At 70.1% G+C, this 25,902-nt stretch carries 27 protein-coding genes; 19 read left to right on the top strand and 8 right to left on the bottom strand.

The genetic code is table 11. From position 1 onward, the window contains the following. The first annotated feature begins 15 nt into the window (after positions 1 to 15). The 5 genes from ACTWPT_RS27075 (at position 16) to ACTWPT_RS27055 (ending at position 6,766) form a co-directional block, all read left to right on the top strand. On the top strand, positions 16 to 1,509 hold the full coding sequence (locus tag ACTWPT_RS27075; protein WP_443180266.1) for a PucR family transcriptional regulator: 1,494 nt from the start codon (positions 16 to 18) through the stop codon (positions 1,507 to 1,509). Positions 1,510 to 1,606: 97 nt separating this feature from the next. Next, entirely contained in the window at positions 1,607 to 3,190 is a 1,584-nt protein-coding gene (locus ACTWPT_RS27070; RefSeq protein ID WP_443180265.1) for an ABC transporter substrate-binding protein, read from the top strand. Then, a complete protein-coding gene (locus ACTWPT_RS27065) occupies positions 3,190 to 4,194 on the top strand; it encodes an ABC transporter permease (RefSeq protein ID WP_443180264.1) in 1,005 nt (334 codons plus the stop codon). Before ACTWPT_RS27070 ends, ACTWPT_RS27065 begins: the two co-directional genes overlap by 1 nt. Beyond that, positions 4,194 to 6,092: a dipeptide/oligopeptide/nickel ABC transporter permease/ATP-binding protein gene (locus ACTWPT_RS27060; protein WP_443180263.1), complete on the top strand. Its 1,899-nt coding sequence runs from the start codon at positions 4,194 to 4,196 to the stop codon at positions 6,090 to 6,092. The genes ACTWPT_RS27065 and ACTWPT_RS27060 overlap by 1 nt, the downstream gene beginning before the upstream one ends. Beyond that, a complete protein-coding gene (locus ACTWPT_RS27055; RefSeq protein WP_443180262.1) occupies positions 6,089 to 6,766 on the top strand; it encodes an ABC transporter ATP-binding protein in 678 nt (225 codons plus the stop codon). The genes ACTWPT_RS27060 and ACTWPT_RS27055 overlap by 4 nt, the downstream gene beginning before the upstream one ends. On the opposite strand, the gene menC is transcribed toward ACTWPT_RS27055, so the two are convergent. The 5 genes from menC to ACTWPT_RS27030 form a co-directional block, all read right to left on the bottom strand. Then, complete coding sequence (menC, locus tag ACTWPT_RS27050; RefSeq protein WP_443180261.1) at positions 6,756 to 7,856, bottom strand: o-succinylbenzoate synthase; 1,101 nt, start codon at positions 7,854 to 7,856, stop codon at positions 6,756 to 6,758. The genes ACTWPT_RS27055 and menC overlap by 11 nt on opposite strands. Then, positions 7,853 to 8,617, bottom strand: coding sequence for a GNAT family N-acetyltransferase (locus tag ACTWPT_RS27045; protein WP_443180260.1), 765 nt, complete (start codon positions 8,615 to 8,617; stop codon positions 7,853 to 7,855). Before ACTWPT_RS27045 ends, menC begins: the two co-directional genes overlap by 4 nt. A 272-nt stretch (positions 8,618 to 8,889) precedes the next feature. Beyond that, positions 8,890 to 10,131: an NAD(P)/FAD-dependent oxidoreductase gene (locus tag ACTWPT_RS27040; RefSeq protein WP_443180259.1), complete on the bottom strand. Its 1,242-nt coding sequence runs from the start codon at positions 10,129 to 10,131 to the stop codon at positions 8,890 to 8,892. 273 nt (positions 10,132 to 10,404) lie between these two features. Next, complete coding sequence (locus ACTWPT_RS27035; protein WP_443180368.1) at positions 10,405 to 11,133, bottom strand: lantibiotic dehydratase; 729 nt, start codon at positions 11,131 to 11,133, stop codon at positions 10,405 to 10,407. A gap of 22 nt (positions 11,134 to 11,155) precedes the next feature. Further along, positions 11,156 to 11,896 (bottom strand): lantibiotic dehydratase, encoded by a 741-nt coding sequence (locus tag ACTWPT_RS27030; protein ID WP_443180258.1) that lies wholly within the window; start codon positions 11,894 to 11,896, stop codon positions 11,156 to 11,158. A gap of 826 nt (positions 11,897 to 12,722) precedes the next feature. On the opposite strand from ACTWPT_RS27030, the gene ACTWPT_RS27025 reads away from it, so the two are divergent. The 3 genes from ACTWPT_RS27025 to ACTWPT_RS27015 are packed head-to-tail and all read left to right on the top strand — an operon-like array spanning position 12,723 to position 14,370. Further along, positions 12,723 to 13,040, top strand: a complete 318-nt coding sequence (locus ACTWPT_RS27025; protein WP_443180257.1) for a hypothetical protein — start codon at positions 12,723 to 12,725, stop codon at positions 13,038 to 13,040. Continuing rightward, the gene (locus tag ACTWPT_RS27020; protein ID WP_443180256.1) at positions 13,037 to 13,390 is read left to right on the top strand and encodes a hypothetical protein; all 354 of its coding nucleotides are present in this window, start codon (positions 13,037 to 13,039) and stop codon (positions 13,388 to 13,390) included. Before ACTWPT_RS27025 ends, ACTWPT_RS27020 begins: the two co-directional genes overlap by 4 nt. After that, a complete protein-coding gene (locus ACTWPT_RS27015; protein WP_443180255.1) occupies positions 13,387 to 14,370 on the top strand; it encodes a transposase family protein in 984 nt (327 codons plus the stop codon). Before ACTWPT_RS27020 ends, ACTWPT_RS27015 begins: the two co-directional genes overlap by 4 nt. Positions 14,371 to 14,547: 177 nt before the next feature. Here the strand turns inward: ACTWPT_RS27015 and ACTWPT_RS27010 are convergent, their stop codons facing one another. Further along, positions 14,548 to 15,348 carry an SDR family oxidoreductase gene (locus tag ACTWPT_RS27010; protein WP_443180254.1) on the bottom strand — a complete coding sequence of 267 codons (801 nt, stop codon included), beginning with the start codon at positions 15,346 to 15,348 and terminating at the stop codon, positions 14,548 to 14,550. A gap of 88 nt (positions 15,349 to 15,436) precedes the next feature. Between ACTWPT_RS27010 and ACTWPT_RS27005 the strand changes: the two genes are divergently transcribed. Next, the gene (locus tag ACTWPT_RS27005) at positions 15,437 to 15,574 is read left to right on the top strand and encodes a hypothetical protein (RefSeq protein WP_443180253.1); all 138 of its coding nucleotides are present in this window, start codon (positions 15,437 to 15,439) and stop codon (positions 15,572 to 15,574) included. Positions 15,575 to 15,962: 388 nt separating this feature from the next. On the opposite strand, the gene ACTWPT_RS27000 is transcribed toward ACTWPT_RS27005, so the two are convergent. After that, positions 15,963 to 16,781: an alpha/beta fold hydrolase gene (locus ACTWPT_RS27000; RefSeq protein ID WP_443180252.1), complete on the bottom strand. Its 819-nt coding sequence runs from the start codon at positions 16,779 to 16,781 to the stop codon at positions 15,963 to 15,965. 53 nt (positions 16,782 to 16,834) lie between these two features. After that, positions 16,835 to 17,764, bottom strand: coding sequence for an NADP-dependent oxidoreductase (locus tag ACTWPT_RS26995; RefSeq protein WP_443180251.1), 930 nt, complete (start codon positions 17,762 to 17,764; stop codon positions 16,835 to 16,837). A gap of 578 nt (positions 17,765 to 18,342) precedes the next feature. On the opposite strand from ACTWPT_RS26995, the gene ACTWPT_RS26990 reads away from it, so the two are divergent. The 10 genes from ACTWPT_RS26990 (at position 18,343) to ACTWPT_RS26945 (ending at position 25,787) form a co-directional block, all read left to right on the top strand. Beyond that, a complete protein-coding gene (locus ACTWPT_RS26990; protein ID WP_443180250.1) occupies positions 18,343 to 20,943 on the top strand; it encodes a LuxR C-terminal-related transcriptional regulator in 2,601 nt (866 codons plus the stop codon). A gap of 351 nt (positions 20,944 to 21,294) precedes the next feature. Then, positions 21,295 to 21,444, top strand: coding sequence for a hypothetical protein (locus tag ACTWPT_RS26985; RefSeq protein WP_443180249.1), 150 nt, complete (start codon positions 21,295 to 21,297; stop codon positions 21,442 to 21,444). 110 nt (positions 21,445 to 21,554) lie between these two features. Next, on the top strand, positions 21,555 to 21,833 hold the full coding sequence (locus ACTWPT_RS26980) for an HIT family protein (RefSeq protein WP_443180248.1): 279 nt from the start codon (positions 21,555 to 21,557) through the stop codon (positions 21,831 to 21,833). A gap of 175 nt (positions 21,834 to 22,008) precedes the next feature. After that, the gene (locus ACTWPT_RS26975; RefSeq protein WP_443180247.1) at positions 22,009 to 22,335 is read left to right on the top strand and encodes a hypothetical protein; all 327 of its coding nucleotides are present in this window, start codon (positions 22,009 to 22,011) and stop codon (positions 22,333 to 22,335) included. Between the two features lie 170 nt (positions 22,336 to 22,505). Next, complete coding sequence (locus ACTWPT_RS26970; RefSeq protein ID WP_443180246.1) at positions 22,506 to 22,697, top strand: hypothetical protein; 192 nt, start codon at positions 22,506 to 22,508, stop codon at positions 22,695 to 22,697. 216 nt (positions 22,698 to 22,913) lie between these two features. Next, complete coding sequence (locus ACTWPT_RS26965) at positions 22,914 to 23,456, top strand: hypothetical protein (RefSeq protein ID WP_443180245.1); 543 nt, start codon at positions 22,914 to 22,916, stop codon at positions 23,454 to 23,456. Positions 23,457 to 23,769: 313 nt separating this feature from the next. After that, positions 23,770 to 23,922, top strand: coding sequence for a Bbp19 family protein (locus tag ACTWPT_RS26960; protein WP_443180244.1), 153 nt, complete (start codon positions 23,770 to 23,772; stop codon positions 23,920 to 23,922). After that, positions 23,849 to 24,388 (top strand): hypothetical protein, encoded by a 540-nt coding sequence (locus ACTWPT_RS26955; protein WP_443180370.1) that lies wholly within the window; start codon positions 23,849 to 23,851, stop codon positions 24,386 to 24,388. Before ACTWPT_RS26960 ends, ACTWPT_RS26955 begins: the two co-directional genes overlap by 74 nt. 184 nt (positions 24,389 to 24,572) lie before the next feature. Next, positions 24,573 to 24,824, top strand: coding sequence for a hypothetical protein (locus ACTWPT_RS26950; RefSeq protein WP_443180243.1), 252 nt, complete (start codon positions 24,573 to 24,575; stop codon positions 24,822 to 24,824). Between the two features lie 33 nt (positions 24,825 to 24,857). After that, the gene (locus ACTWPT_RS26945; protein WP_443180242.1) at positions 24,858 to 25,787 is read left to right on the top strand and encodes a hypothetical protein; all 930 of its coding nucleotides are present in this window, start codon (positions 24,858 to 24,860) and stop codon (positions 25,785 to 25,787) included. The last annotated feature ends 115 nt before the right edge of the window (positions 25,788 to 25,902 follow it).

Genomic DNA, 25,902 nt, shown 5'->3' with positions numbered 1-25,902 from the left:
GCCGAGGTCACCGGCGTGCACATCTTCGACCCGCTCGACGAGCTGATCGTCCCCCCGGGCGGGATCGTGCTCGCGGTCGGCGTGCGGGGCGCCGCGGAGATCTGCTCACTCATTGAACGCGCGCCCGCCGCAGCGGGCGTCGTCGTGAAGCTGCCCGTGGACGTCGACGAGAAGGTCCGCGCCACCGTGCTGGAGACCGGCGTGGCCGTGCTCGGTCTCACCCGGGCCGCCTCCTGGGCGCAGGTCGCCGCGCTGCTGCGCTCCCTGCTGGCCGAGGCCGACCTGGCCGAGCCCGGGCAGGGGCCGCAAGGCGACCTGTTCTCGCTGGCCAACGCCGTCTGCGCGCTGCTCGACGCGCCCGTCACCATCGAGGACAGGTCGTCGCGGGTGCTGGCCTTCTCCGGCCGGCAGGACGAGGCCGACCCGGGCCGGGTGGAGACCGTGCTCGGCCGCCAGGTCCCCGAACGCTACCTGCGGATGCTCGACGAGCGTGGCTTCTTCAAACAGCTCTATCAGAGCCGCGAGCCCATCTACATGGAGCTCGAGGACGAGGGCGTGATCAACCGGGCCGCCGTGGCCGTGCGCAGCGGCGACGAGATCCTCGGCTCCATCTGGGTGGCCGTGCGTGAGCCGCTCAGCGAGCAGCGGCAGCGCGCGCTCGCCGACGCGGCCAAGATCGTCGCGCTGCAGCTCCTGCGCGAGCGGGCCGGGGCCGACACCCAGCGGCGCCTGCGCGCCGACCTGCTGTCGACCGTGCTGGCCGGCGGCGCGGACGCGCCCGAAGCGGCCGGACGGCTCGGCATCGCCACCGCCCGGCTCTGCGTGCTGGCCGCCCAGCTCGTCTCCGACGGCGCCGCGGGCGACCCCACTGGCGACCCCGCCCGCAGCGAGAGCGACCGGCAGCGGTTCTGCGACGCGCTGGCGCTGCACGTCGCCGCCATCCACCCCAAGGCCGCCGCCGCGCTCGTCGGCTCCGTCGCCTACGCCGTGCTGCCGCTGCACTCGGTGGGCGAGGAAGAGGCGCGGGCCGTACGCGTGGCGGAAAGCTTCCTGGCCAGGGTCGGGCCCCGCCATGGTGCCAACATCGGCGTGGGCCGCCTGGCCGCCAACCTCTCGCAGGCGGCCAGGTCGCGCGCGGACGCCGACCGGGCGCTGCGCGTGCTGCGCGCCCGCGGCACCACCGGTCAGGTCGCCGGCTACACGGCCGTGCACTTCGAGTCCCTGCTGCTGCAGGTCGCCGACGTGGCCGCGGCCGAGGAGCAGGCGCCCACCGGCCCCTACCAGCGGCTGCTCGACCACGATGCCGAGCACGGCACCGAACTGGCCGCCACCCTGCGGGCCTACCTCGACGCGTTCGGCGACGTCAACGCGGCCAGCGCCCGGGTGCACGTGCACGCCAACACCTTCCGCTACCGGCTCAAGCGCCTGGTCGAGATCAGCGGCCTCGACCTGTCCGACCCCGACGCCCGGCTCACCGTGATGCTGCAGATGCGGATCTTCGGTCGCTAGCACGAGCCGCCCCGGCTTTTTCGTGTGCAGGCACATAGAACCGGATCTGCGCAGGCAGGAAGGTTGTGCCCACCCCCCAGGCTCGTCTGGAGTGCTCATGACAAAACGCGCAGTCGCGGCCCTCGCCGGGCTCGCCCTGCTCACGGCCGCGTGCGGAGGCACGGCGAGCGGCCCCGAGCAGCAGGGCAAGCCGGCCACGGGCGGCACCTTCACGTTCGCGATCCCGGCCGACCCCGGTGCCCTCGACCCCGCCATGGGCGTGTTGTCGGTCACCAACAACGTGCTGTCCCTCGCCTACGACACGCTCGTCTTCGTCGACGAGTCGGGGAAGATCGTCCCCGCGCTGGCCGAGAGGTGGGACGTCAAGCCCGACTCGGCCACCTTCACCCTGCGCAAGGGCGTCACCTGCTCGGACGGCTCCCCGGTGACCCCCTCGAACGTGGCCGACAACGTTAACCACATCGCCGACCCCGCCACCAAGTCGCCGATCTACGGCGTGCTGGTGCCCTCGGGCATGAAGGCGGAGGCCGACGACGCCGCCGGCACGGTGACGCTGTCCATGGCCGAGCCGTTCAGCTTCATCCTGGAGAGCACCCGGTCGATGTTCATCGTGTGCGGCAAGGGGGTGAAGGACCGCGCCTCGATCGCCCGGGCGACCTCCGGCAGCGGGCCGTACCAGCTCACCGAGGCGGTCCCCGGCGACCACTACACGTTCAAGGTCCGCCGGGACTACGCCTGGGGGCCGGCCGGCGCCGCCGCCAAGGACCTGCCGGAGACGGTGGTGATGAAGGTCGTGCCGAACGAGCAGACCGCCGCCAACCTCCTCGTCGCCGGTTCCCTCAACGGCGCCGTCTTCCTCGGGCCCGACCGGTCCCGCCTCGAGGCCTCCCCTGGCGTGAACAAGCAGTCGCTCACGGCGAGCACCGGCCAGTTCTTCTACCACCAGGGTGACGACAGGGCGGCCCGCGACCCGGAGGTCCGCAAGGCCCTGACGCAGGCGATCAACCTCCAGGAACTGGCCGGCATCGCCTCCGGCGGCACCGGCAAGCCCGCTACCGGCCTGGTCCTGGAGCCCCGTCCCTGCCTGGGCGACTCCGTCGCCGGGCACGTGCCCGCCTTCGACGCCGCGGCCGCCGCGGCCGGGCTCGACGCGGCCGGCTGGAAGCTCGGCGCCGACGGGTTCAGGGCCAAGGACGGCAAGCGGCTGAGCCTGCGCTACATGTACGCCACCACCCGCGGCCCCGGCTACCAGGCCGCCGCCGAGTACATGGCCGAGGCGTGGAAGAAGCTCGGCGTCGACGTGAAGCTGAACGGCGTGATCGACACCAAGCTGTCGGAGTCGCTCAACGCCACCCAGGACTGGGACGTCGTGTGGCTGCCGATCGGCGTCACGCTGCCCAGCCAGCTCGTCGGCTTCCTGTCGGGGCCGTCCGCCCCCAAGGGCGCCAACTTCGCCCACCTGACCAACAAGCGCTACGAGGAGCTCGTCGCCAAGGCGAGCAAGCTCCCCGCGGCCGAGGCCTGCCCGACGTGGCTGGAGTCGGAGTCGGCCCTGTTCGAAACCGCCGACCTGGTGCCCGTGGTGGACACCACGGCACTGCTGGCCGGCAAGGGCGCCACGTTCCGCACCACGGCCGGGAGCCTGGTGCCCACCTCGATCCGCCTCACGCAAGGAGACTAGTGAGCGACCCCCGGACCCCGGAGCGCCCGGGCAGCAGGACGGGCACGGCCGCGCGCAGGACGCTACGTACGGTCGTGCGCCGGATCATGCGGTTCGCCGTGTCGCTGGCGGTGCTGCTGGTGGCGTCGTTCGCGATGATCCACCTCATCCCGGGCGACCCGGTGCGCGCCTCGCTCGGGCCGGCCGCCCCGATCGAGCTGGTCGAGGCCCGTACGGCCGCGCTCGGCCTGGACCGCCCCCTCCCGGAGCAGCTCATCACGTACGTCGGCGACGTCCTGACCGGTGACTTCGGCACGTCCTTCCTGACGGGGGAGGCGGTGGGCGACGTCATCGCGGCCCGCCTGCCGAACACCCTGGCCCTGGCCCTCCTGGCCACCGCACTGGCGCTGATCGTGGCGGTGCCGCTCGGCATGTGGGCCGCCGTACGGACGGAGAACGGGCGCAACCGCGGCACCGAACTGGCCTTCGGCACGGTCACCGGCACCGCCGTGGCCGTGCCCGAGTTCCTGTACTCCATCGCGCTGGTGGCCGTGCTGGCCGTCGGCCTCGGCTGGTTCCCGCCCGCCGGCAAGGCCGGGCCGCTCACGTACGTGCTGCCCGTCCTGGCCCTGTCGGTCGGGCCGATCGCCATGATCGCCCGGATCACCCGCGTCGAGACCCTGCGCGAGCTGGGCACCGACTACGTGCGCCTGGCCCGCGCCAAGCGGCTGCCCGCGGCCCGGCTCCACCTGCGGCACGTGCTGCCCAACACGCTCACGGCCACCCTGACCGTGGGCGGCCTGCTGCTGACCTCGCTGATCGCCGGCAGTGTCCTGGTCGAGTACGTCTTCGCCTGGCCCGGACTCGGCCTGAAGATCGTCGAGTCGATCACGCAGAAGGACTACCCGGTCGCGCAGGCCGTGATCCTCGTGTACGGCGCCATTGTGCTGGTCGTGAACCTCGTCGTGGACCTGGTGCTCGGCGCGCTCGATCCCACCTCGGAGATCAAGGAGGTCTCGGCCTGATGCGGGTCAAGACGGCACCGGACGGCCCCCGGGCCGTGGACGGCGGCGCGGAGAAGGAGGACGGCATGCCCGCCGGGCGTTCCCGGAGCGGCGTGTGGCGCGGCGCCCCGGCGCTGATCGGCGGCGTGCTGGTGCTGCTCATGGCGGTGCTCGCCGTGGCCGGGCCCCTCATCTGGGGCGAGGCCGCAGAGCGCATCGACGCCGGCGCCATCCTCCAGGGCGCCTCCGCCGAACACCCGCTCGGCACCGACAACCTGGGCCGCGACCTGCTGGCCCGCGTCCTCGTGGCGGGCCGTTACTCTCTGGCCCTGGCGCTGGCGGCCACGCTCATCGGCGCCGTCGGGGGCATCCTGCTCGGCGCGCTCCCGACCGTGCTGCCCCGGCGGGCCGCCCGGATGGTCACCGGCGCGGTCAACGCCCTGGTGGCCTTTCCCGGCCTGCTGCTGGCCATGTTCACGGCGGCGGTCACCGGGCTCGGCGCGCGCGGCGCGGTGCTCGGCATAGGCGTGGCCATCGCGCCCGGTTTCGCCCGGCTCACCCAGACCCTGGCCGCCTCGGTCGCCGGCGCCGACTACGTGGCCGCGGCCCGCATGCTCGGTGTGTCCCGCCGTCGCATCCTCGCCCGGCACATCCTGCCCAACATCGCCGAACCGCTCATCCTCAACCTCGCCCAGTCGCTCGGCGGCGCGCTGCTCGGCCTGGCCGGCATGTCGTTCCTCGGTCTCGGTGTGCAGCCGCCGGACTTCGACTGGGGGCGCCTGCTGTTCGACGGGTTCGCGCGGATCTACGTCACCCCCGAAGTCGCGCTCGGTCCTGCGGCGGCCGTCGCGCTGGCCGGCATCGGCTTCAACCTGCTGGGCGACACCCTGGCCAGGGCCGCCGCCCGCTCCTCGGCCGGGCAGCGCGGCACCATACCCCCAGAGCCGCCGGAGCCAGCGGGGGAGCCGGACCCGGACGCCGTCCTCGAGGTCCGCGACCTGACCGTCTCGTTCCCCGGCGGCTCGGCCCCCGTACGCGGGCTGTCCATGACCGTGGCGCCGGGGGAGATCGTCGGCCTGGTGGGCGAGTCCGGCAGCGGGAAGAGTCTGACCGCCGCCGCCATCGGCGGCCTGGTTCCCTATCCCGGCACGGTGACGTACGGCCGGCTGCGCCTCGGCGGCGCCGACGTCGCCACCATGTCCGGCAAGGAACTGGGCACCGCGCTCGCCATGGTGTTTCAGGACCCGATGGCCTCGCTCAACCCCGCGCTGAAAGTCGGCGGCCAGCTCGCCGAGGTGGCCGTCGTCCACCAGGGCGCGGGCCGCGCGGCCGCCCGCCGCCGCGCCGTCGATCGGCTCGGCCACGTCCACCTGCCCGACCCCGCCAAGCACGCCGCCCAGCATCCGCACGAGCTGTCCGGCGGCATGCGGCAGCGCGCGGTCATCGCCATGGGCCTCATGGGCACGCCACGCCTGATCATCGCCGACGAGCCCACGACCGCCCTCGACGTGACCGTGCAACGGCAGATCCTGCGGCTGTTGCGCGAGGTCGTCGAGGAGACGGGCGCGGCCCTGCTGTTCATCTCCCACGACATCGCCGTCGTCGGCGAGCTGTGCGACCGCGTCGTCGTCATGTACGCGGGCCGGGTGGTCGAGGAACTGCCCACCGACCGGCTCGCAGACGGTGCCGCGCACCCCTACACCAAGGCGCTCGTCGCGTCCCTGCCCGACCTCGACACCGACCGGAGCCGCCCGCTGGCCGGCATCCCCGGCACGCAGCCGGCCCCGGCACAGGTCAGCACGGGCTGCGCGTTCGCCGACCGGTGCTCGCTCGCCACCGAACATTGCCGGACGGAACGTCCCGAACTCGTCGTCCATGGCCCGCGGCAGCGGGTCGCCTGCTGGGAGGTCACCTCGTGAGGATCGAAGGTCTGACCGTGCGCTACGGCGGCTTCACCGCGGTCGACGACGTCACCCTGGAGATCCCCGACGGCCACGTCGTGGGCCTCGTCGGCGAGTCGGGATCGGGCAAGTCGTCATTGGCCAGGGCCGTGAGCGGGCTCGTGCCCTACACGGGTGGGATCGAGGGCACCCCGCGTGTCCAGATGGTCTTCCAGGATCCGTACGCGTCGCTCGACCCGCGCATGACGATCGGCGAGACGGTCGGGGAGGGCATCGAGAAGCGCCGCCGTGCCACGGAGGTGCCGCGGCTGCTCGGCCTCGTCCAGCTGCCCGCCGAGCTGGCCGGGCGTTACCCGCGCGAGCTGTCGGGCGGCCAGCGGCAGCGGGTGGCGATCGCCCGCGCCCTCGGCGGTGACCCGGCCCTGCTGGTCGCCGACGAGATCACCGGCTCGCTCGACGTGTCGGTCCAGGGAGCGGTGCTCAACCTGGTCCGCGGGCTGCGCGACGAACTCGGACTGTCGATGTTGTTCATCTCGCACAACCTGGCCGTCGTCCGGTACGTCGCCGACACGATCGCCGTCATGCACCACGGCCGGATCGTCGAGCACGGGCCCGCCGAGCGGGTCGTCGGCGAGCCGGCCCACGACTACACACGCGCGCTGCTGGCATCGGTGCCGCGGCTCAGAGGGTGATCCACTCGGTGGCGGTGGTCACCGCGTCGAGCACGTCGGGGATCGGCTCGACGCCGATGCCGGGCCCGGCCGGCACCTCGAGGTGTCCGTCCACCAGCTCGAACGGCTCGGTGATGTCCGTCGCGTAGTAGCGCCGCGACGCCGACGTGTCGCCCGGTAGCGTGAACCCCGGCAGCGCGGCCAGCGCCACGTTCGCCGCCCGGCCAATGCCGGTCTCCAGCATGCCGCCGCACCACACCGCGATCCCGTTCGCCCGGCACAGGTCGTGGATGCGCCTTGCCTCCAGGTAGCCGCCGATGCGGCCCGGCTTGATGTTGACGATCGAGCACGAGCCGAGTGCGATCGCGGCGGCGGCGTGTTCGGCCGACTCGATCGACTCGTCCAGGCAGATGGGCGTCCTCAGGCGCTGCGCCAGCTTCGCGTGCTGAACCAGGTCGTCGTTGGCCAGCGGCTGTTCGATGAGCAGCAGGTCGAACGCGTCCAGCCGGGCCAGTCGCGGGGCGTCGCTCAGGGTGTAGGCGGCGTTGGCGTCGACCTGGAGCAGCACGTCGTCGCCGAACCGTTCGCGCACGGCTCGGACCGGCTCGACGTCCCAGCCGGGCTCGATCTTGAGCTTGATCCGGATGTATCCCTCGTCCAGATAGCCCGCGACGGCGTCGAGCAGCTGCGGGATCGAGTCCATGATGCCGACCGACACCCCGCACGGCACTTGTGTACGGGCGGCGCCGAGGAAACGGGCGAACGACTCGCCCGCCGCCCGGAGTTGCGCGTCCAGCACGGCCGTTTCCAGCGCCGCTTTGGCCATGCGGTGGCCTTTGATCGGTTCGAGGGCGCGGCCGACGTCGTGCACGTCCAGGTTTGTGGGCAGGGCGGGCAGCAGGAAGCGGCGGATCACCTCGGCGGCGCCGTCGACGTACTCGGAGGAGTAGAGCGGCTCGGTCATGGCCACGCATTCGCCCCACCCCTCGGCGTCCGGCGTCACGACTCTGACCAGCAGGACGTCGCGGGCGGTCTCGGTGCCGAACGAGGTGCGGAACGGCGCCACGAGCGGCATCGCGATCCGCCGCAGCTCAACCCCAGTGATCTTCACACTCTCTCCACTACATAGAAGGACTTCTCGCAGAACCCGGTCACCCGACGGCCTTCGGCCATCAGGCCCCCGAGCACGTCACGAACGGCGTGCCGCCACGCCTTGGCCGTGCCCGGATCGGTGCGCCGCAACGCCTCGATGTCGGCGGGCAGGCCGACCAGCACCGTCGGCCCGTCGGCGCGCCCCAAGACGGGCCGCCCGCCCTCGTCCGCGAGCGCCACGACGGCGTCCTCCGGCGCCGGTGTGACGTTCGGCTCGCGACGGGCGAGCGCCTCGACGTGGGGTGCGGTGAGCGGCCAGGAGGCGAGCAAACGGTCGGACTCGTCGCCCTGGTTGATGGCGTCGTCCATGACGCCGTAGAAGCAGGGCAGGTACTCCTGGGGGCGGGCGCCCAGTTTGGCCAGGTTGAAGTGGGCGTTGCGGCGTACGAGGGGGTCGAAGGTCCAGGTGATGTGCTCCAGCCCGCGTTCCAGGGCCCAGCGCCGCTGGTGCAGCTTCAGCTCCAGCCCGACGCCCCGGCGCGCGGTCGTGCCGGTGATGTGGGAATGCAGCGTGCCGCCCGCGGCGAAGAACCCGACCGAGCCACCGACGAGCCGGTCACCGTCGAAGGCTCCCGCCACGTAGTTGCCGGAATGCGCCAACGCGCACATCAACTCCAGCGTGACGGGCGGGTCGCCGGGTTCGAAGTGCCAGATCTCGTTGTACAGCCCAAGGACCCGCTCGAACTCCGCGATCTCATGGAGCTCCCTGACCGCGATCAACTTGCCGCCTTTCCTCCTGGACGTTCACCGGCGACGGTATGCCATGGTGCGGTCGGCGTATTCGTGCCGGACAACCAAGAGGAGGCGCGCATTCGTCGAAGCGCACGGGCCGGGCCCCCGGCGTCATGTCCGCGGCGCCCACCCTGGCGGCGAACGCCGCGGCATCCGTGAGCGGCTCACCCGTGGACAGCCGCCAGGCCAGCGCCCCGGTGAACGCGCGTGGCCGGCATGTTCGAGCTGGCGGCCCGCGCGGGTGCTCGAGCCGTTCTCGCTCACGCGCTGGGCGGCGCGTAGGGCGTGACGTCGATGGGCGGCTCCTCGCCGAGGGCCAGCGCGGCGGCGATCCTGCCGGTGAACGGGCCCGCCGTGAGCCCGTACGCGGACAGGCCGGTCGCCACCACCACGCGATCGGTCAGCGGGCCGATCAGGGCCGGGCCCGGCGCGTACACCGGGCGCAGGCCCACCCGCGTCTCCGTCACCGACGCCCCGAACAACCCGGGCGCCACCCGCAGCCCTGCCTCGATCAGTTCGTCGAGGCCGCCCATCGTCACACGCGGCGCGAACCCCACGTCCTCCACCGTCGCGCCGATCAACACCCGCGAGTCGGCGAAACCCAGCAGGTACGGGCCGGCGCTGGGCAACACGATCGGCCACCACGCCGTGTCGACCCCCTCCAGCGTCACATGCAGGATCTGCCCCCGCCTCGGGAACACCGGCAGCTCCACGCCCAGCGGCCGGCACACCTCACCCGTCCAGGCGCCGCCCGCGACGATCACCATGTCGGCGTCGAGCGGAACGCCCTCGCCGGCGAACCGGCGGGCCGACCCCATGGTCGCGGGCGGCGGGGCGGAGGGGATGAGCGGCGCGGCCTGCCGCCAGGACGTCGTCTCGCCGCTCACCTCACCCTGCGGCTCCGCGGGCGGCGGTGGGGCGGCCGGGCGCCACGGCTCGGTGGGCGGTGGGCCGGTCAGGGCGTGCACGAGCACCTCGCCGCCGGGGGTAAGCCTCGCGGCGCCCGTACGCACCTCGGCGCCCCCGGCGATGGCGGCGTTGAGCAGCGCGTCGCGTACCGAACAGCCGTCCACGCGGGCCGCGCCGGGCACCAGGAGCGCGCTCAGGGTGTCCGACAACGGCGGGAACAGCTCGGCCGGATCCGCCACGTCGGTGACCTCACCCATCTCCGGCGCTTCCGGACGGCGGCGGCGTAGCAGGGCACGCACCGGCTCCAGGTCGGCCGGATCCTCCGCCACCAGCAGCGCCCCGACCTTGGCGTACCCGATGTCCTCGCCCAGCGTCTCCACCAGGTCCGGGTAGTGACGGGCGCCCTCGCGGGTGAGCCGGTACCAGTCGTCGTCCTCGGGATGGTCCACCCACGGGCACACGATGCCCGCCCCCGCCTGTGTTGCCTCACCCTGGTAGCCGCCGTCCACCACCGTCACGTCCGCGCCCCGGCCGCTCAGGTAGTAGGCCGCGCCCGCTCCGACGATGCCGCTTCCGATCACCACAACACGCATGAGCCCAATGATCTCAGCCCGGGTGACCTGGGCCGATGACCGGGCTGCCCCTTTGGCGCGTGCACGCCGTTCTCCAGAGGAGGCCGCTGGTTCCATCCGTCGACGAGACGGCCGGCATGCGGCGGCAAGGCCCGTCCCCGCACACCCGTGTCACGGCGCCCTCGTGTCACGGCGCCCTCGTGTCACGGCGCCCTCGTGTCACGGCGCCCTCGTGTCACGGCGCCCTCGTGTCACGGTGCGGCCGTGTCGGGGCGTGGCCGTGTCTTGGTGTGGTCATGTGTCGGGGCGTGGCCGTGTATCGGGGCGGCCACACGGCGGCGCGGGGCCTGCCTGAGGGCGAGCGTGTTGCGGCGTGCCCGCGTGACGCGGGCGTCTGTGCCAACGGCGACGTGGCGCCAGGCGAGCGCGCGGGATCTCCGACAGCAGCCGCACGATCGGCGGCATCGTATGGCGGGCGCTGGCGTTCACCACGACGGGCTCCACTAGGCGCCGCTCCGGCAGCGACATCACGTACATGCCGTTGTTGTCGGCGATGATCGCCAGATCCTGCAGCGTGAGCCCGTCGCGTCGCTGGTGCTCGCCCACGCTGACCATGGCCGGGAGCAGCCGCGGCGCGCGGGTGACGTTCTCCAGGTGCAGATGGCACGGCGGGTAGGACAGTTGCGCGGCCATCGCGCGGTGCACCCCCACCGGCAGGTTGCGGTAGAGGTGTTGGCGGCGCTGCTGCTCGGCCTCCGGCAGCAGGCCGGTGAACCGGCCGGCCAGGCACACCCCGCTGCGGCTGACCCCCGACAGGACCACCCGGAAGTCGCCGCCGGCCAGCGCCGTCATCGACGGCGCCCACACCTCCGCGAACACCTCCAGATGGGGCGGCACCCGCAACGCCTCGGCGCCGTCGGGGTGCAGGCCGTCGATGAAAGCGTCATCCACGGTGATCTGCCGCGCCTGGTCGAGGGCGGCCTGCTGGGCGAGCCCCAGGAGCACGGCGTCACGGCGCGACAGCTCCGCGGGCAGGTCCGGCCCCTTATCGGTGTAGTGGTCGGGGAAGCCGAGCCCGGAACGCCGGGTCGACCAGCGCCGGGAGCGGGACGAGCGCGCCGGTCCCGTACCGTTCCAGGAACCGCCCGTGATAGGTCTGCCAGCCCTTGTTGCCGTCCGGGTGCGGGCTGAGCCGTACCAGGGCGGTGATGGCGGCCGCCGCCTCCTCGGCCACGGCGGCGGGCAGGACGACGTCGCAGCCGAGCCGCAGATCCACGGCCATCGGGTGCTCGACATCGGCCACCGTGCGCATCCGCGCCCTCAGCGACCCGTCCGCCGCGGCGGGGCTGCCCAGCTGCGCATGGATGTCCTCCAGTTCGGCCACCAGCTGCCCCAAGAACTCGGCGGCGCCGGTGGCGTGCAGCTGGAGAAGGACGTGGGCCAGCCCGTCCGGGCACGCCAACGGGGGCCGCAAGCCGGTGATGAGCACGCCGCCGGCGATCAGCTGGGCGAGCATCGCGTCGATCTCGCCCGCATCCGCGGCCGCGCACTCGGCCGCGATCTTGGCGGCGAGGTCGGCGACAACGATCGGGGAGCGCGCCTGCTCGCACACGATCCGCACCGCAGGGATCAGTCGGAGCGACACCGTCGACGCAGCCCGGGCGGGGAGCGCGGCGTGCGGCTGTACGGTCACGATCAGCCGGTCGCCGCGCACCTCGGCCAGGTCGTTGAGGACGACGGGCAGTCGGGACCGCACGCGCGGGTCACCCTCCAGCTCGGCGATCACGAGAGCCAGCCACTATCGCGCTGGCCCGGGCGCGCACCTGGTGGCCGTCCGGGCGCCACTCGGCCGACGGGCTCCTACCGAAGGCGAGCGGCGCGACCCCGGCGAACAGCCCCGAACGGTGTGGCGCGACTGCGCATCCGCACGACGTAGCGGGCCAGGGACAGCGGCCAGGACGGGGCTGGCGATCCTGACGGCGTGCGCGACGTGGTCGTCTGCCCACACCTCGGCCAGCCACCCGCACCACGGGGCGGCGTCTTCGCCCCGGGTGGGCCAGGCCGGGGCGGCGGGGCTCGTGATGGTCGCGCGGAGCAGAGCGGCGTCGACGGGCTCATACCAGCGCCCGGAACGCTGGCAACGCTGAGCGGGCATCAGAACTCCCTCACGGGGGTGCCGGCGGGGGCCAACGAAGAGGGGAGGGGTGGGGCGGCAGGAGGGCACGCGCGGAAGGACGCGCCCGGCAGCCACCCCACGGTGCTGGGGCACCAGTCGCCGTTCGCCTGGGTGTCGCACCCGTTGTCGGTGCTGCACCGGCGCGCCTGGGTTGCCGGGCCGGACTCGGCGATCCTCATGTCGAGGCCGGCGAGCAGCGACCCGGACGCCTGCCCCGGCGGGTGCAGCGGCGGCCGCGGCGGTCAGGTGCGCGTTCGGGGGCATGGAGATGGCGGTTCCTCCTTTACGGGGGACGGTGTGTCCCCTCAACAGAAACCGGTCAGGTACGGGCCGGGAAATTGCGAGTTACCCGCAGCCGGGTTACGGCCGCCCTGCAACCCCATGCCGTATCAGCAGGGGCCCTTGCGAGAACCGGTGGCGGTATTACCGTGCGCTCGTGGATCCCCAGTCACGTGACGTGATCTCTGCGGAACTGCGCGCGACCGCGGCCGCTGAGGACTGGACACCGTGGCAGCTCGTCCAGGCCATCCACGACAAGGCCGAAACACCAACGCTGCTGATGGCGTGGCTGCTGGCCGCCCGCCAGACCCAAGCCGAGGTGATCGCCGGGGTGCGAGGCCTGGCCGCCGACGACGGCAAACCCTGCTCCAGCAGCTGCCCTGTCGAAGCGCCAGGGCTGGAAGGTGGCCTCAAGGACGTGATCAACGTCCGTGACGAGCCGGGTCCGACGTGGAGCATGAACTCGACCGGATGAAAGTCGCCGAGCAGGTCGTCACCCAACTGCTCACCGCGGACGGCGCAGACGGCACGAACGAAGCCACAGGTCACATCCCGGTACTGGACGCCGTGGCAGCAGTCGGCTTCATGATGATCCCCTACCGGCAGCAGGCCTGCGGCCCCGACGAGCTCCCCGCCGACTACCAGCTCCTGCTGCGGACCGTCAGCGCGACAGGCGGCCCGATCATCTGCAAGAACATCTGCCGGGCGGCCGGCCTGGGCACCGCATCGGGCCAGGTCGAGGGCACCCGCGCCAAGCTGAACCGGCTGGCCGAGCGGGGCTGGCTGCGCAAGATGCCCAACGGGAGCTTCGCCGCCTCGCCGTGACCATCCCGGCACTCCGGCCCGGGAGGCCGGCCCCTGCAAACCGGTGGCGATCCACCCCTGACCGGCGGCGACACCCGCGCGTACAGCGCGAAGCGACGCCCCCGGCAGAGGTATGGCGGCGTGTTACCACAACCAAACAGCCCGCCGAGGGCGACACCTCCGCTGTCTACACCGTCCGCCTCCCGCTGTCCACCACAACCATCACCTTCCTCGCCGACCTGCTACGCCGCCACCTCAAAGCGATCGGCTCACGCTGGCGCAAACTCCCACCAGGCAAGATCGCGATCATCGTGCTGGCCATACTGCGCCACGACCAGCGCCTTTCCGACCTGGCCGGCGGCAACCACGTCTCGGCCTCCACCATCGGCCGCTGGGTCAAAGAGGCCATCGGCCTGCTGGCCGCCCGCGCCCCCCGCCTGGAGCGCGCCCTGAAAAAGATCGCAGCCGCGGGCGGAGAGGTGGTGCTGCTGGACGGCACCCAAATCCCCACCCGCCGTCGCACCGGAGGCGACAACCGGAAAAACTTCTCCGGTAAGCACAAACGCCACGGTCTGCGCTTCCTGGCCCTAACCGACACCCGCGGCAGGTTGCTGTGGATCTCAGCCGCCCGGCGCGGTGCCGCCAGCGAGATCACCGCCGCCCGCCACGACCACCTGTGCGCCCAACTGCGCGAACACGGCCTGGGCGCCCTCGCCGACCTCGGCTTCATCGGCCTCGACGATCAACCAAACGACGATCCCGTGATCATCACCGGATTCAAGGCCAGCCGCTGGCGCCCCCTCACCCCGGCCAGGCGACAGGCCAACCGTCTACTCGCGGCCGAGCGCGCCCCCGTCGAGCACGGCTTCGCCCACCTGAAAGCCTGGCGCGTGCTGACCCAACTGCGCACCGACCTCAACCCAGGCCACCACCCTGCTGCGCGCCCTGCTCGTGCTGACCACCCTCGAAGTCAACCGCTGACGGATGATCACCCACCATGATCTCCCGCCCTCACCTGCCCAAGTAGCCCAGCCGAACTCAGGCAAGGCCCTCCACCTGCGGATTCAGGATGGAACTAGCCCATTGAGCGAAGATCTTGTCGTTGGAACGGTGGTGGAACGAAAGAACGAGTGGTCCGGACGCCGAGCTGTCGGATCGGAGCAGTCAGACCTGAGCCCTCAGATCTGGCCAAAACCGCCGTCGACGACCAGGTTGGTGCCGGTGACGAAGCTGGAGTCCGCGGAGGCGAAGAACAGCGCGGCGGTCGCGATTTCCTCGCTGGTCCCGAGCCGTCCCAGGGGGATGGCGGAGATGATCTGCTCGCGGAATTCGGGTGTGACGGTGCCGAAGAGCGCGGTCTCGATCGAGCCGGGGCTGAGGACGTTCACCCGGATACCGCGGTCCTTCAGTTCCGCAGCCCAGGTCCGGGCGAGTGATCGCAGGGCCGCCTTGCTGGCCGAGTACACCCCAGCACCGGGGATGCCCTTGGTCGCGCTGGTCGTGCCGTTGAGGATGATCGAGGCGCCATCGCTCATCAGCGGCAGCAAATTTTGGACGGTGAACAGGGTGCCTCGGAAGTTGACGCCCACCATGGCGTCGAACGACTCCGGGGTGACGGTGCCCAGTGGTTCGGACACCGAGCTGATGCCGGCGCTGGCAAACAGGACGTCGACCCGTCCTTGCTGTTCCCGCACGGTCTCGGCCAGGCGGGCGAGGTCGTCCAGATCGCCCGAGTGGGCCTGCACGGCCGTCACATTGTGACCGATCGCGGCCACCGCCTCGTCTAGCTTTTCCTTGCGCCGACCGGTGATGAACACGTGGGCGCCTTCGGCCACGAACAGTTTGGCCGTCGCCAACGCCATCCCGGCAGTTGCTCCGGTGATCACCGCGACCTTGCCATCCAGTTTCGACATGGTGAGACTTGCCTTTCTGTCGGCCCCGCGGCCGACCGATGACTGGGCGCCGTTTATGAGGAGCACCTCAGGTATAGACGGCTGAGCTGCTCTAAGCGGAGCAGCGATCCGTACTATTCGGGGCACTGCACCGCTTGCCCGCCGGGAGGCGCATATGCGAGCCGACGCGAGGAAGAACTACGACCGCCTGCTCGTGGTCGCGCGCGACGTCGTGACCGAGCAAGGCGCCGACGCGTCGCTGCGCAACGTCGCCCGCAGAGCGGGCGAGGAACACCCTCGGGCCCGCCGCTGAAATTCGCCTCTCCGGTTCAATGAGTGTGGGGTGCCCGGAGAGCCGATCTTTTCTCCCGGATTACTCCCAGGAGCTCTCCAGAGACGGTCAGGGGTCTCCGCACGCCGTGCGGCGATCCGTTCCGCGATCTCGGACTTCCACCATGCAGCGGATCGAAGGCGACGCCCGGGCTATGGCGCGCAGGAACCAGCAAAACCGCACCAACCCGGCCTGTCAGACGATCAAGACCGCAGACTGCCGCCCACGAACAGCACGAGCACCCCCACCGTGGATCACGCCATGGCCTCCGACCAGCGCGTTCGAAGAGGGCGAAGGCTCACTGAAATCGCGTCGGTCACCCTACAGTTACCCTCGGTGACGCCTCACCGTCCCAACCGAAACGGCGGGGCTAGGAGGTGAGGAAGTCCAGGAGAGGCCGGTTGACCTCATCGGGGGCTTCCCACTGCGGCCAGTGGCCTGGTCCGTCGAGCCGTTCGTAGCGCCAGGGAGCGGCGATGAACTCGCGGGAGGCGGCCATTCGTTCGTCGCCCGCGTTGAAGTCGGCTGAACCCCATATCCCCATCGTGGGCACGGTGATTTTGGGCAACTCGGGCGGCGACTCGACGAGCATCTTGGGGTGGAAGTTGGCCCGGTACCAGTTGATGGCCGGGGTCAGGGACCCGCTGGCTTCCAGGTCGGCGATCACGGCGTCGGCGTCGGGGTGTTGGAACAAGTTCCGGAAGTTCGTCCATTCGTTGTCGGACAGCCAGCGCTCAGCGATCTCCTCGAACTGGAAGAGCAGCATGTACCAGGTCCTCTGCCGCTCCAGGATGTTGCCAGGCCGACGCACCGACGGGTGGCCGACCGAAAGCACTGCCAGCCGGTCAACCCGCTGCGGGGCGAACGTGGCCATGCTCCACGCCACGTTCGCGCCCCAGTCGTGCCCAACGACCGCCGCCTTCTCCAGGCCCAGCTGGTCGAGGATGGCAACCGGGTCGGCGGCGAGACTGGCAATCTTGTACGCCTCGATGTCGCTCGGCTTGCCCGAACGGCCGTAGCCTCGCTGGTCAGGGACGATCAGCCGGAGGCCTGCCTCGGTGAGTGGCGCTATCTGCTTGGACCACACGCGGCCGGTGTCCGGAAAACCGTGCAACAGCAAGACCGGTTTCCCTTCTTCTGGCCCGTGGAGTTCGACGTTCAGCTTGATGCCACCGCTGTCGACCTGCATGGTTCTTCCTTCGTGGTTTGCGCTGACTGCGGAACTGGGAGTTCTACGGGCCTTCAAGGGACCAAGACGATCTTGCCTCGGACATGGCCGCCCTCAAGCTGATCGAAGGCCTTGCGGACCTCGGCCAGCGGGTAGGTCGCGGCGATCGGGATCTCCAGGTCGCCGGCGGCGATCAGGCCGGCCAGCTCCGCGAGTACCGCAGCGCCGGAGCTAACGCCGACCTCGTACCCCTCGAACTTGATGCCGTGCGTCTGCACCGCGTCGAACCGTACGATCGTGTTGAACCGCCCGGGTGCGACGCCCAGGTCGTCGAGCGCAATCTCGACGTAGTCCGCGCCCTGAGTGTCGATGAACGCGTCGACCTTGCCGTACACCGCCGCTGCCCGGATCCGGTCGGCCACGCCCGGTCCGTAGGTCACTGGGGTCACGCCGTGCGCAGTCAGCCAGTCGTGGTTGTGCTCGCTCGCCAGGCCGATGACAGTCGCCCCGGCCCGCACGGCCAGCTGGACCGCGATCGAGCCGACCCCGCCGGCCGCCCCCGCCACGACCACCGTGTCCCCTGCGGCCGGCTCCACGGCCCGGACGGCCGCCCAAGCGGTGAACCCCGCGGACGCGAGCGCGCCTGCGACCTCCCACGTCACGCCAGCAGGTTTCGGGATCAGGTGGTCCGCCTCCGCGACCACGTACTGCGCCTGGCTCGACAGCGGATCCACCCAGCCGATCACCTCATCGCCAACGGCGACCTCGGTTACGCCTTCGCCCACTGACACCACTACCCCGGCCAGGTCGTGGCCCTGCCCCGCCGGGAACGTCACGGAATACACCGCCTGCATGTGGCCTTCCCGGGTGTGAGCCTCGGCGGGGTTCAGGCCTGCCGCCTTGACTCGCACCAGCGCCTGGCCGGGGCCGGCTGACGGGGACGGGATGTCCTCTACCTGGAGGACGTCAACGCCGCCGTACTGGTTGTATCGCACTGCCTTCATATCCGTGGTCTCCTCACGTGTGCCTATGACCAAACGCTAGAGACCAGCCGTGTGAGCGGGGGTCACCTGATTGGTGTGATTGATCGTGCCCGGCACGCGCCGAGAGGCAATCAACGAGCCGCGCGGCGAAGCCACCGGCGCGATCCGCTTGACCCCGGGCCTGCCCGCTGCGGGAATCACATCGAACGCGCGAAAGGGGCAAGCCGCCATTGGGCATCCGAACGGGTTCGTGCCCCACCGGGTCGCGTCCGCCATCCACATCCTCCTTGCCTGCCCCGCCGCCGAACCTGCTGGGCAAACCGGATCTGCCCGGAGTATCTCGTTGACGAGATACTCGGAACAGGAGCTCGCCCGGGCAGTGGCGACAGTGGTGCGGCTCGCTGCTGACCGTGCCGGCGTTGCTGAAGGCAGCGATCCAGACTGGTGGGTGCCGCTGCTGGGTGAGCAGGGGATGTCTGTCAGGTGTGAATGCGTCGCCAGCCTGACCAAGGCGCCGTGGGATTATTCCAGGTGTGGGAACTGGCGAGGGAGCAGATGCCGGGCCGGTGCGGGCGGCTCATCTTGGTGCGGGAGGGGTTGTGGCCCGTCCTGAGCTGTTGGGGCGGTTGAGCGGGCCGGCCCGAGTGACGCTGGTGTCGGCGCCGCCCGGCAGCGGCAAGACCGTGTTGCTGCGTTCCTGGATCAGCCAGACGGGCCTGGAGGAGTGCGCTGCGTGGGTGGCAGCGGGGCGGGATGAGCGGGATCCGCAGGGATTCTGGCTATCAGTGCTCGGCGCGCTTCGCCGGACACGCCCAGGGGCGGCGCTGGTGCGGGAGTTGACGGCGGCGCCGGACCTGGACGGGTGGGCGATCACGGAGCGGCTGCTGAAGGACCTGGCGTCGCTGGAGGAGCAGTTGTGGCTGGTGGTTGATGACGTGCATAAGCTGGGTCCGGACACGCTGCGGCAACTGGAGCTGCTGATGATGCGTGCCCCGCAGACGCTGCGGTTCGTGCTCGCCGCGCGGCATAACGTGCGGCTGGGGCTGCACCGGATGCGGCTGGAGGGGGACCTCGCCGAGATCCGAGCGGGTGATCTGCGGTTCAGCCTGACCGAGACGGAGGAACTGCTCGCCGCGGCCGGGGTTGAACTGCCCGAGTCGGCGGTGGCGGTGCTGCACGATCGGACTGAAGGGTGGGCGGCGGGGCTGCGGCTGGCCGCGTTGGCGGCGGCCGGGCACCCCGATCCGTCGCGGTTCGCTGCGGAGTTCTCCGGCACCGAGCGGACGGTGGCGGAGTACCTGTTGGCCGAGGTGCTGGACCGGCAGCCCGACCCGGTGCGGTGGCTGCTGCTGCGGACTTCCATCCTGGAGCGAGTCAACGGGGAGCTGGCCGACCTGCTGGCCGGGGGCGAGGGCGGGGAGCGGGTGCTGCAGGACCTGGAACAGGCGAACGTGTTCGTCCTGTCACTGGACGCTGCACGTTCGGAGTTCCGCTATCACCAGATGTTCGCCGGGCTGTTGCAGATGGAGTTGCGGCGCGCCGCGCCGGGCGAGGTCCCCGATCTGCACCGGGCCGCGGCCGGATGGTTTGCCGGGCACGGATACCCGGCGGAGGCGGTCCGGCATGCCCAGGCGGCGCGGGACTGGTCCCTGGCCGCCCGGCTGCTTGCCGAGCACTGGTCCGGCCTCTACCTGGACGGGCGGGCCGGTGCCGTGCACGAGCTGCTCGCCGGGTTCCCGACCGGCCTGCTTACGACGGATGCCGGGCTGGCGGCGGTGGCCGCAGGTGATGAGCTGGCCCGGGGGTCGCTGAAGGCGGCTGAGCGGTTGCTGCGCTTGGCCGAGCGGGGTACGGAGACGGTACCGGACCCCCAGCGCGGCCAGCTGGAGCTCTTGTCGGGGGTCGTCGGGCTGCTGGCAGCCCGTCAGCGCGGGAACCCGCTGGCGGAGGCTGAGGCGGCGCAGCGGCTGCAGGCCATGGCCGAGGCTTTGGGGGCGGCACAGCCTTACCTGGGTGAGGACTTGCGCGCGCTGGCTCTGATCAGCCTTGGCTATGCCGAGGGCTGGACCGGCCACCACAACCAGGCAGAGTACCTGGCGGAGGGGATTGCGCTGGCGCGCCGGATCGGTCGGCCATATCTTGAGTTCACGGGCCTGGCCCACCAGGCGGAGATCGAGGCTTCACGGTCGTTGGCGCGGGCGGCCGAGTTCAGCAGGCAGGCGATCGAGCTGGCCGATCGGCACGGCTGGTCGGACGAGTCGGCGGCAGGTGTCGCATGCATGATTCTCGGCGCAGTGCTCGCCTGGCAGGGAAGGCCCGGGGAGGCTGAGCCCTGGGTCCAGCGCGCTGAACACATCGTCAGCGCGGAGGCCGACCCCGCGGCCGGGCTGGGGGTCCGTTATGCCCGCGGGTTCTTGGAGCTGGTGCGAGGTCAGGACGGCGACGCGCTGACCGCTTTGCGGGACGCCGAACGGCTAGCCGGGCTTCTGGCCGCGCCGCACCTGCTGGCTCCGCGGGCGCGGGCATTGCTGATGCTCGCCCTGGTGCGCCTCGGCGAAACCCAGCGCGCCGAGGAGACCCTGGCCGACCTCGAAGAACGAGAGCGAGAGCACGGGGAGGTGCGCATCGCCACAGCCGAACTGCGGCTCGCCCAGGCCGACCCGCACGGGGCGACCGTCGCGCTCGCGCCGGTCCTGGACGGCTCCGCCCGACCGGCCCGGGCCTTCCTAACGCTGGGCTTCACGCTGGAGGCGGCTGCCCGGGACACTCTCGGCGACCCGGATGCCGCTGGCCGCGCACTGGAGCGAGCGCTCGACCTCGCCGAGCCCGACACTGCGCTCTCAGCCTTCGTGCTGCATCCGGTTCCCGCCCTCCTGGAGCGCCATGCCCGGCGCGGCACCACGCATGCGGCCCTGATCGGCGAGATCCGGGGCCTGCTCGCCGGGCGCGTGCCCGCGCCGCTGCCTGGGTGGAGCCCGTCGCCGCTCGAGCCGCTGAGCGACAGCGAACTGCGCGTGCTGCGCTATCTGCCGACCAACCTGACCGCGCCGGAAATCGCGGGCGAATTGCATGTCTCGGTTAACACTGTCAAGACTCACATGCGCAACCTGTACGCCAAGCTCGCCACCCACCGCCGGGCCGAGACCGTCGTCCGCGCTCGCGACCTGGGCCTGCTCGCACCTCACGCCTTCCGGTCCTAACCTCGGACATCTCCGTCAGTGCCTGGTTTTGAACTTCTCAGGCAGCTCGGGGTCTTGGTCGTCGGGTCTGGTCTCGTGTGGCGTTGCGCCGGCCTCGGCGTTTCGGCTGGGATGAGGACGGAAGGGGACGGAAACACGAAAGTTCCTTCTGAGCTGGGACGATGAACCTTGTCGAGAGGGTCTGTTGGTCCAAGCGGAAGGCACTTTCTGCGTGCAGGGTATCGGTTCTCGTTCCCAGCTCGAGGTCTCCGCTGACGGTTCGGGGGCGGTCGGGCATGCCGGGGCACGTCTACTGGCGGATCTTGCGGGGGCCACCGGTCTGACTACCGCGCACTCCGCTGCGCTCGGGCCATGACGACCCTGCGCAACCTCGCCATCGGCGTGCTGAAAGCCCTCGGAGCCGACAACACCGCCAAGACCACCCGGGCAATCCGCGACGAGCCCCAACGAGCACTCCCCATCCTGGGCATCAACAGCGATCCGGACACCTACGGAACTTGATCAAGCCCTGGGGGTCACCCTCCTGGATCAGGTCGACACCGATGGACGACAGCCCCTTGGTCTTAAGGCACGTGAGTCAAGTAGGTTGGCCGGATGCGATCATTGCGTGGATGAGCGACTGCACCTTCTGCAAGATCGTGGCCGGTCTGTTGCCGTCCTATCGGGTGCTCGAGGATGAGCACACGCTTGCGTTCTTGAACATCAGACCTGTGTCTCCGGGACACACGTTGGTGGTTCCGCGTGTGCATGCGCGCGACGTGTGGGAGATCTCCGAGGTCTCTCACGGCGAGGTCGCCGACATGGTGCATCGAGTCGCCGCTCTGCTGAAGACGGCCCTTGCCCCCGAGGGCGTGAACGTGAAGCACAACACAGGCGAGGCCGCCGGCTAGGATGTCTTCCACTTTCACGTGCATGTGGTCCCGCGCTGGCGCGGCGACGACCTGCGTCTGACGTGGCGCTCCCCGCTAGCCCCGGCCCACGAACTGGAGCAGGTCTTGGAGCGGGTTACCGCAGGTCGCTGAGGGTAGCTCCGGCGAGGCCGCGGCCGCCGTTGCCCGCCACTCCTTGGCGTTGCTCACCGCCAAGCCGACCCGCTCGCAGAACTCCCCGAGAGCCTCGGCGTTGCCGGCCCACGCCGAAGGCCGAGCGCAGATGCTCGGCGACTTCGGCCCGCACCTGACCGCCGCCGGGGAGGGCTGGATCGTCATCCGCCCCACGCTCGACGCCCAGGGCGGCCCCCGCGGCCACGACTGGTACGTCCCGTCGGTGGTGGAGGTCATCCAGCAGGGCAGCCGCCTGACCGCCGAGATCGAGGGCATGCCGGTCACCATCCCCGCGCACGACGCCGACCAGGCCGCCGACCCCGACGACCCGATCGCGATCCGCGTCTGAGATCCACACCCGCGCCGCCACCTCGAGGCCGACTCGCCGGTCCTCTCCAGGATCACCCTGCTGGAGGAACACCACCTGTTGAACGCAGCCGTTGTGGTGCTCACCCGCTCCCGCCAACGGAGGTCGCTACACAGGTCGCAGGTCCCCAGCCTGATCGGCCACCGAGGGGCGTGGATGAGCAGGCCAAAGCGCTGGCCGCCTATCTGATGGACCGGCCGCTCATCCTGCTGGTAGGCGGTCGGGCAAGAGGATGCACGATCGCCGAACGCGGACGACGGTCGCCGACTTCTCCCCTCCTCCTGCGCTACATCCGGGCCGTTGACCGCTGGCGCTACAACGGCGTGCGTGGTGTCGGGTTGTAACTGCACTTTGTCCCTTGACGGGAAGGCAAGGGACGTCGAAGCGTGCTCTGGTTACTGCGGCACGCTCGACCGGTACGCACCGGCGCTTTCGTGACGTCCCGCCTGACCGATAACGGAGTGTGTCTTACCGGATTGGATAAGTTTGTTTTCTAATTTGTGATAATCGCACGTCTTGTCGGATAGGTCGGATTTCTTTACGTTGATCGTCGGAGGGTCATGCCCAACGGCCGGCCCGTCGACCAGCCCAACTTCTGGTTCGCCAGCGAAAAGGTCCAGAACTCGTACATGGAGAATTGGACACCAGGGATGAAAAACAAAGAGTTGGCGCTCAATTGGGTCAAGGCGGGTGGACTGGATAGCTTTGAGGACATGATCAGGGCGGCCAAGGCCAATCCGAACGACCCGCGGCTGGCCGGATTCAAGATTCCGGACCTTGGCTTGCCGAATAAGAGCCGTCTCAACACAAAACAGATGCTGAGTATCGTTCGGGGTGTCAAGACCCCGTCAGCGCAAGGCCGCGACGAGTTCTTCCTGAAATATTGGCTACTTGTGGCCTACGCTGGCGATATCAGTGCAGCGGCTAAGAAATGGAACGTAGATAATAATACTCTCACGGCAGTCCTTATCTACGAGATGATGGATGCAGAGGTGAAGATTCACAGGATGGCCAAAGGCGGAGAAAAGGATATCGTAATTCTCGTGAACGGAAAAACCAATGGATCCTTCGGCCTCGCCCAGCTCGAGCCCTGGAAGGCATAGCTCGTCGCCAAGGAATATCACCACAAAGATATCAGTACCGATCAGGCTATCGACGCGTTGCTGCGGCCTGTAGATTCGATCAACCTTGCCGCCATGTGGCTCAAGTACCTGAAGGCGAAGATCAAGATTCCTCTAGGGGACAGGCAAGACCATTACCGAGACATCGATTGGGCAGAAGCGGCAACTGCCTACTGCGGGTGTTCGGGAGTAGTCATAGACAAGAAAACGGGAGAACTCACATGGCGTAATTTTACCAAGTGGCGCAAGGGGGCGATTGAGGATACAGACGCGCAAGAGCGCCTCGATGCGATGAATGGCTGGGCGAAGAAGGCCGCCAACGCCTACTGGGAGTGCGTTGGCAACGCAGTATGCAGAGGGGCGGCGGTGTCTACATGGCCGTATTAAACAAGACGAGGAGAATGGACAATATGTGGGCCAGGCTTGCCTTAGCTGGCCGGAGAGGTAATCTTCGAAGAGGTGTGCATGCGCTCATTGCGCTGTGGGTGCTGACGAGCATTGCCGGCTGTGAGCTGCCGTGGCTGTCCAGTCTCCGACTGGAGGTCGATGCTGCCGCAGTCCGCGAGGTAGGTGCTATCGGAGAGATTGTAGCGCGCACCACCGAAGAACTTGAATATAAGAAGACCATTCAAGTTGTGGATATACTGATTGTTGACGTCGGAAAGAATACTTTTCCTGAAGCGCTCGACTCTGCGCGTGATCAGCTGCAGCGGCGTGGCTGGACAAATGCTTACAACAGCCAAGATCTAATCAGAATGACATCCCCAAAATGGGAAAAGGTTTCCCTTACGGCGATGTCCCTGAATATGCTCGAGCCGTTCCATATCAAGAAACCTGAGATTGCAAAGGCGTTCAAGGAGAATGAGGCCGGGCCTCACGTCTATCTACTGATCGACCTAACCAAACTAGAATAAGGAATGAGGTAGTAGATGTAGCCGGAGCGCAAATGCACTGCGCTGGCACGCTTCTCCAGGTGCTGGAACTGCTTGCCTTCGACATGAAGGCGCGGATACCTACGTGGGCGCGACAGTTTACACGAGGGGGTCGAATGCCTTCTTGCGCTTCCGCTCGTTGCGTGGAGACCCATCCAAGAGAGGTTTGGCTGACGAAGCGGCGGACGTTGTTGCGGCCGGGATCCAGCTGGCGGGCTGTCTGCCGGAGGGAGTGCAGACCAAGGTGTGCACCGTCTCCGAAAGCGACTTCGGCGTCCCCGACCACTTGCTGCCGGTAATCCCCGACGAGCTGCTGCGCGGCGCCCTGGTCGAGGGCTGGCAGATCGACATCCCGCCGGTGCTGGTACGCCTGCCTGACGGCGGGGCCACCTCCCCGTTCGGCGCCATGGCGGGCTGAGGGGAGGCCGCAGTCCCGGGTAAGGGTCAGCGCATGGACTTCTCCCTCACGAAGATCGACCTGCCCCGGCCCATCCGGGCGGCCGCGTCGGACGGAACCACCGTGTGGTGCGCGGGCACCGACGGAGTACGGGCCTACACGACGTCCGGCACGCCGCTGCGCCGTTCGGAGACCGGCGGTCACAAGAGGGCACGCCCGCCGGAGCTCCTGTCTCTGGCGGCGGTGCCGGGGACGGTGGCCGGCACGCCGGGCGTGCCGGGAACGTTGCCGGAGACGGTGATGGTGCCCAGGACGTTCGCGGGGACGGCGGCGCCCGAGGGCACGCTGCAGGGGACGCTGGCCGGGACCGCGGGCCGCCGGGTGTACTGGCTCGACCCCGCCGGCACGCCGCTGGCCAGCGCGCACTTCGACGGTCGGGTGCTCGCCGGCGGCGGGGAGATCTGGGCCGTCGCCGCCGACCAGGCACGCAGGCTGGCCGGACCGGGCCGATTAGGGGAGCCGGTGGAGCTGCCGGGCCTGGACGCGTGCGCCGTGGAGGGCGGACGACTGTGGTGGACCTCGACACGGGACACCCTGCTGCGGGGCGGCCCCAGGGAGGTCGACCTCGGGCAGCGCGAGCGCGGCGGCATGGCCGTGTGCGCCGGCTCCCTGTGGATCAGCGTGCGGGGCGGGCTGCTGCGCGTCTCGGCCTGGTCGGGTGAGCCGAGGCGGCTCGTGGGCGCCCCGGACGGGCCGGTGCCGTTCCTCGTCTGCGCCAATGGGGTCCTGGCGGGCGGCGGACGTGACCTGTTCGCGCTGGCCCCGGCCGCCGGTGCCGCGCTGCGCGTGATCAGGCTCGGGCTGCGGGCGCCGCTCGCGCTGGTGATCGCGGCCGGCAAGCACGTCTGGGCCTTCCCCGCCGGGCGCGCCCAGGCCCTGATCGTGCCGGCTGGACTCCTCAGCGGCGGCGGCCCCGGCCAGTGACCTTGCCGACGTGCCGGTCCCGCTGGCCGTTACCGGCAGGTGGCCGTGCCGACGTGCCGGTCCCGTCGGCCGCTATTGGCAGGTGGCCGTGCCGACGTGTCGCTCCCGCCAGCCG

The organism is Nonomuraea sp. 3N208 (assembly GCF_052245935.1).
GTDB lineage: Bacteria > Actinomycetota > Actinomycetes > Streptosporangiales > Streptosporangiaceae > Nonomuraea.
Note: the sequence above shows the minus strand (reverse complement) of the source record. Positions and strands in the feature narration are given on the sequence as shown.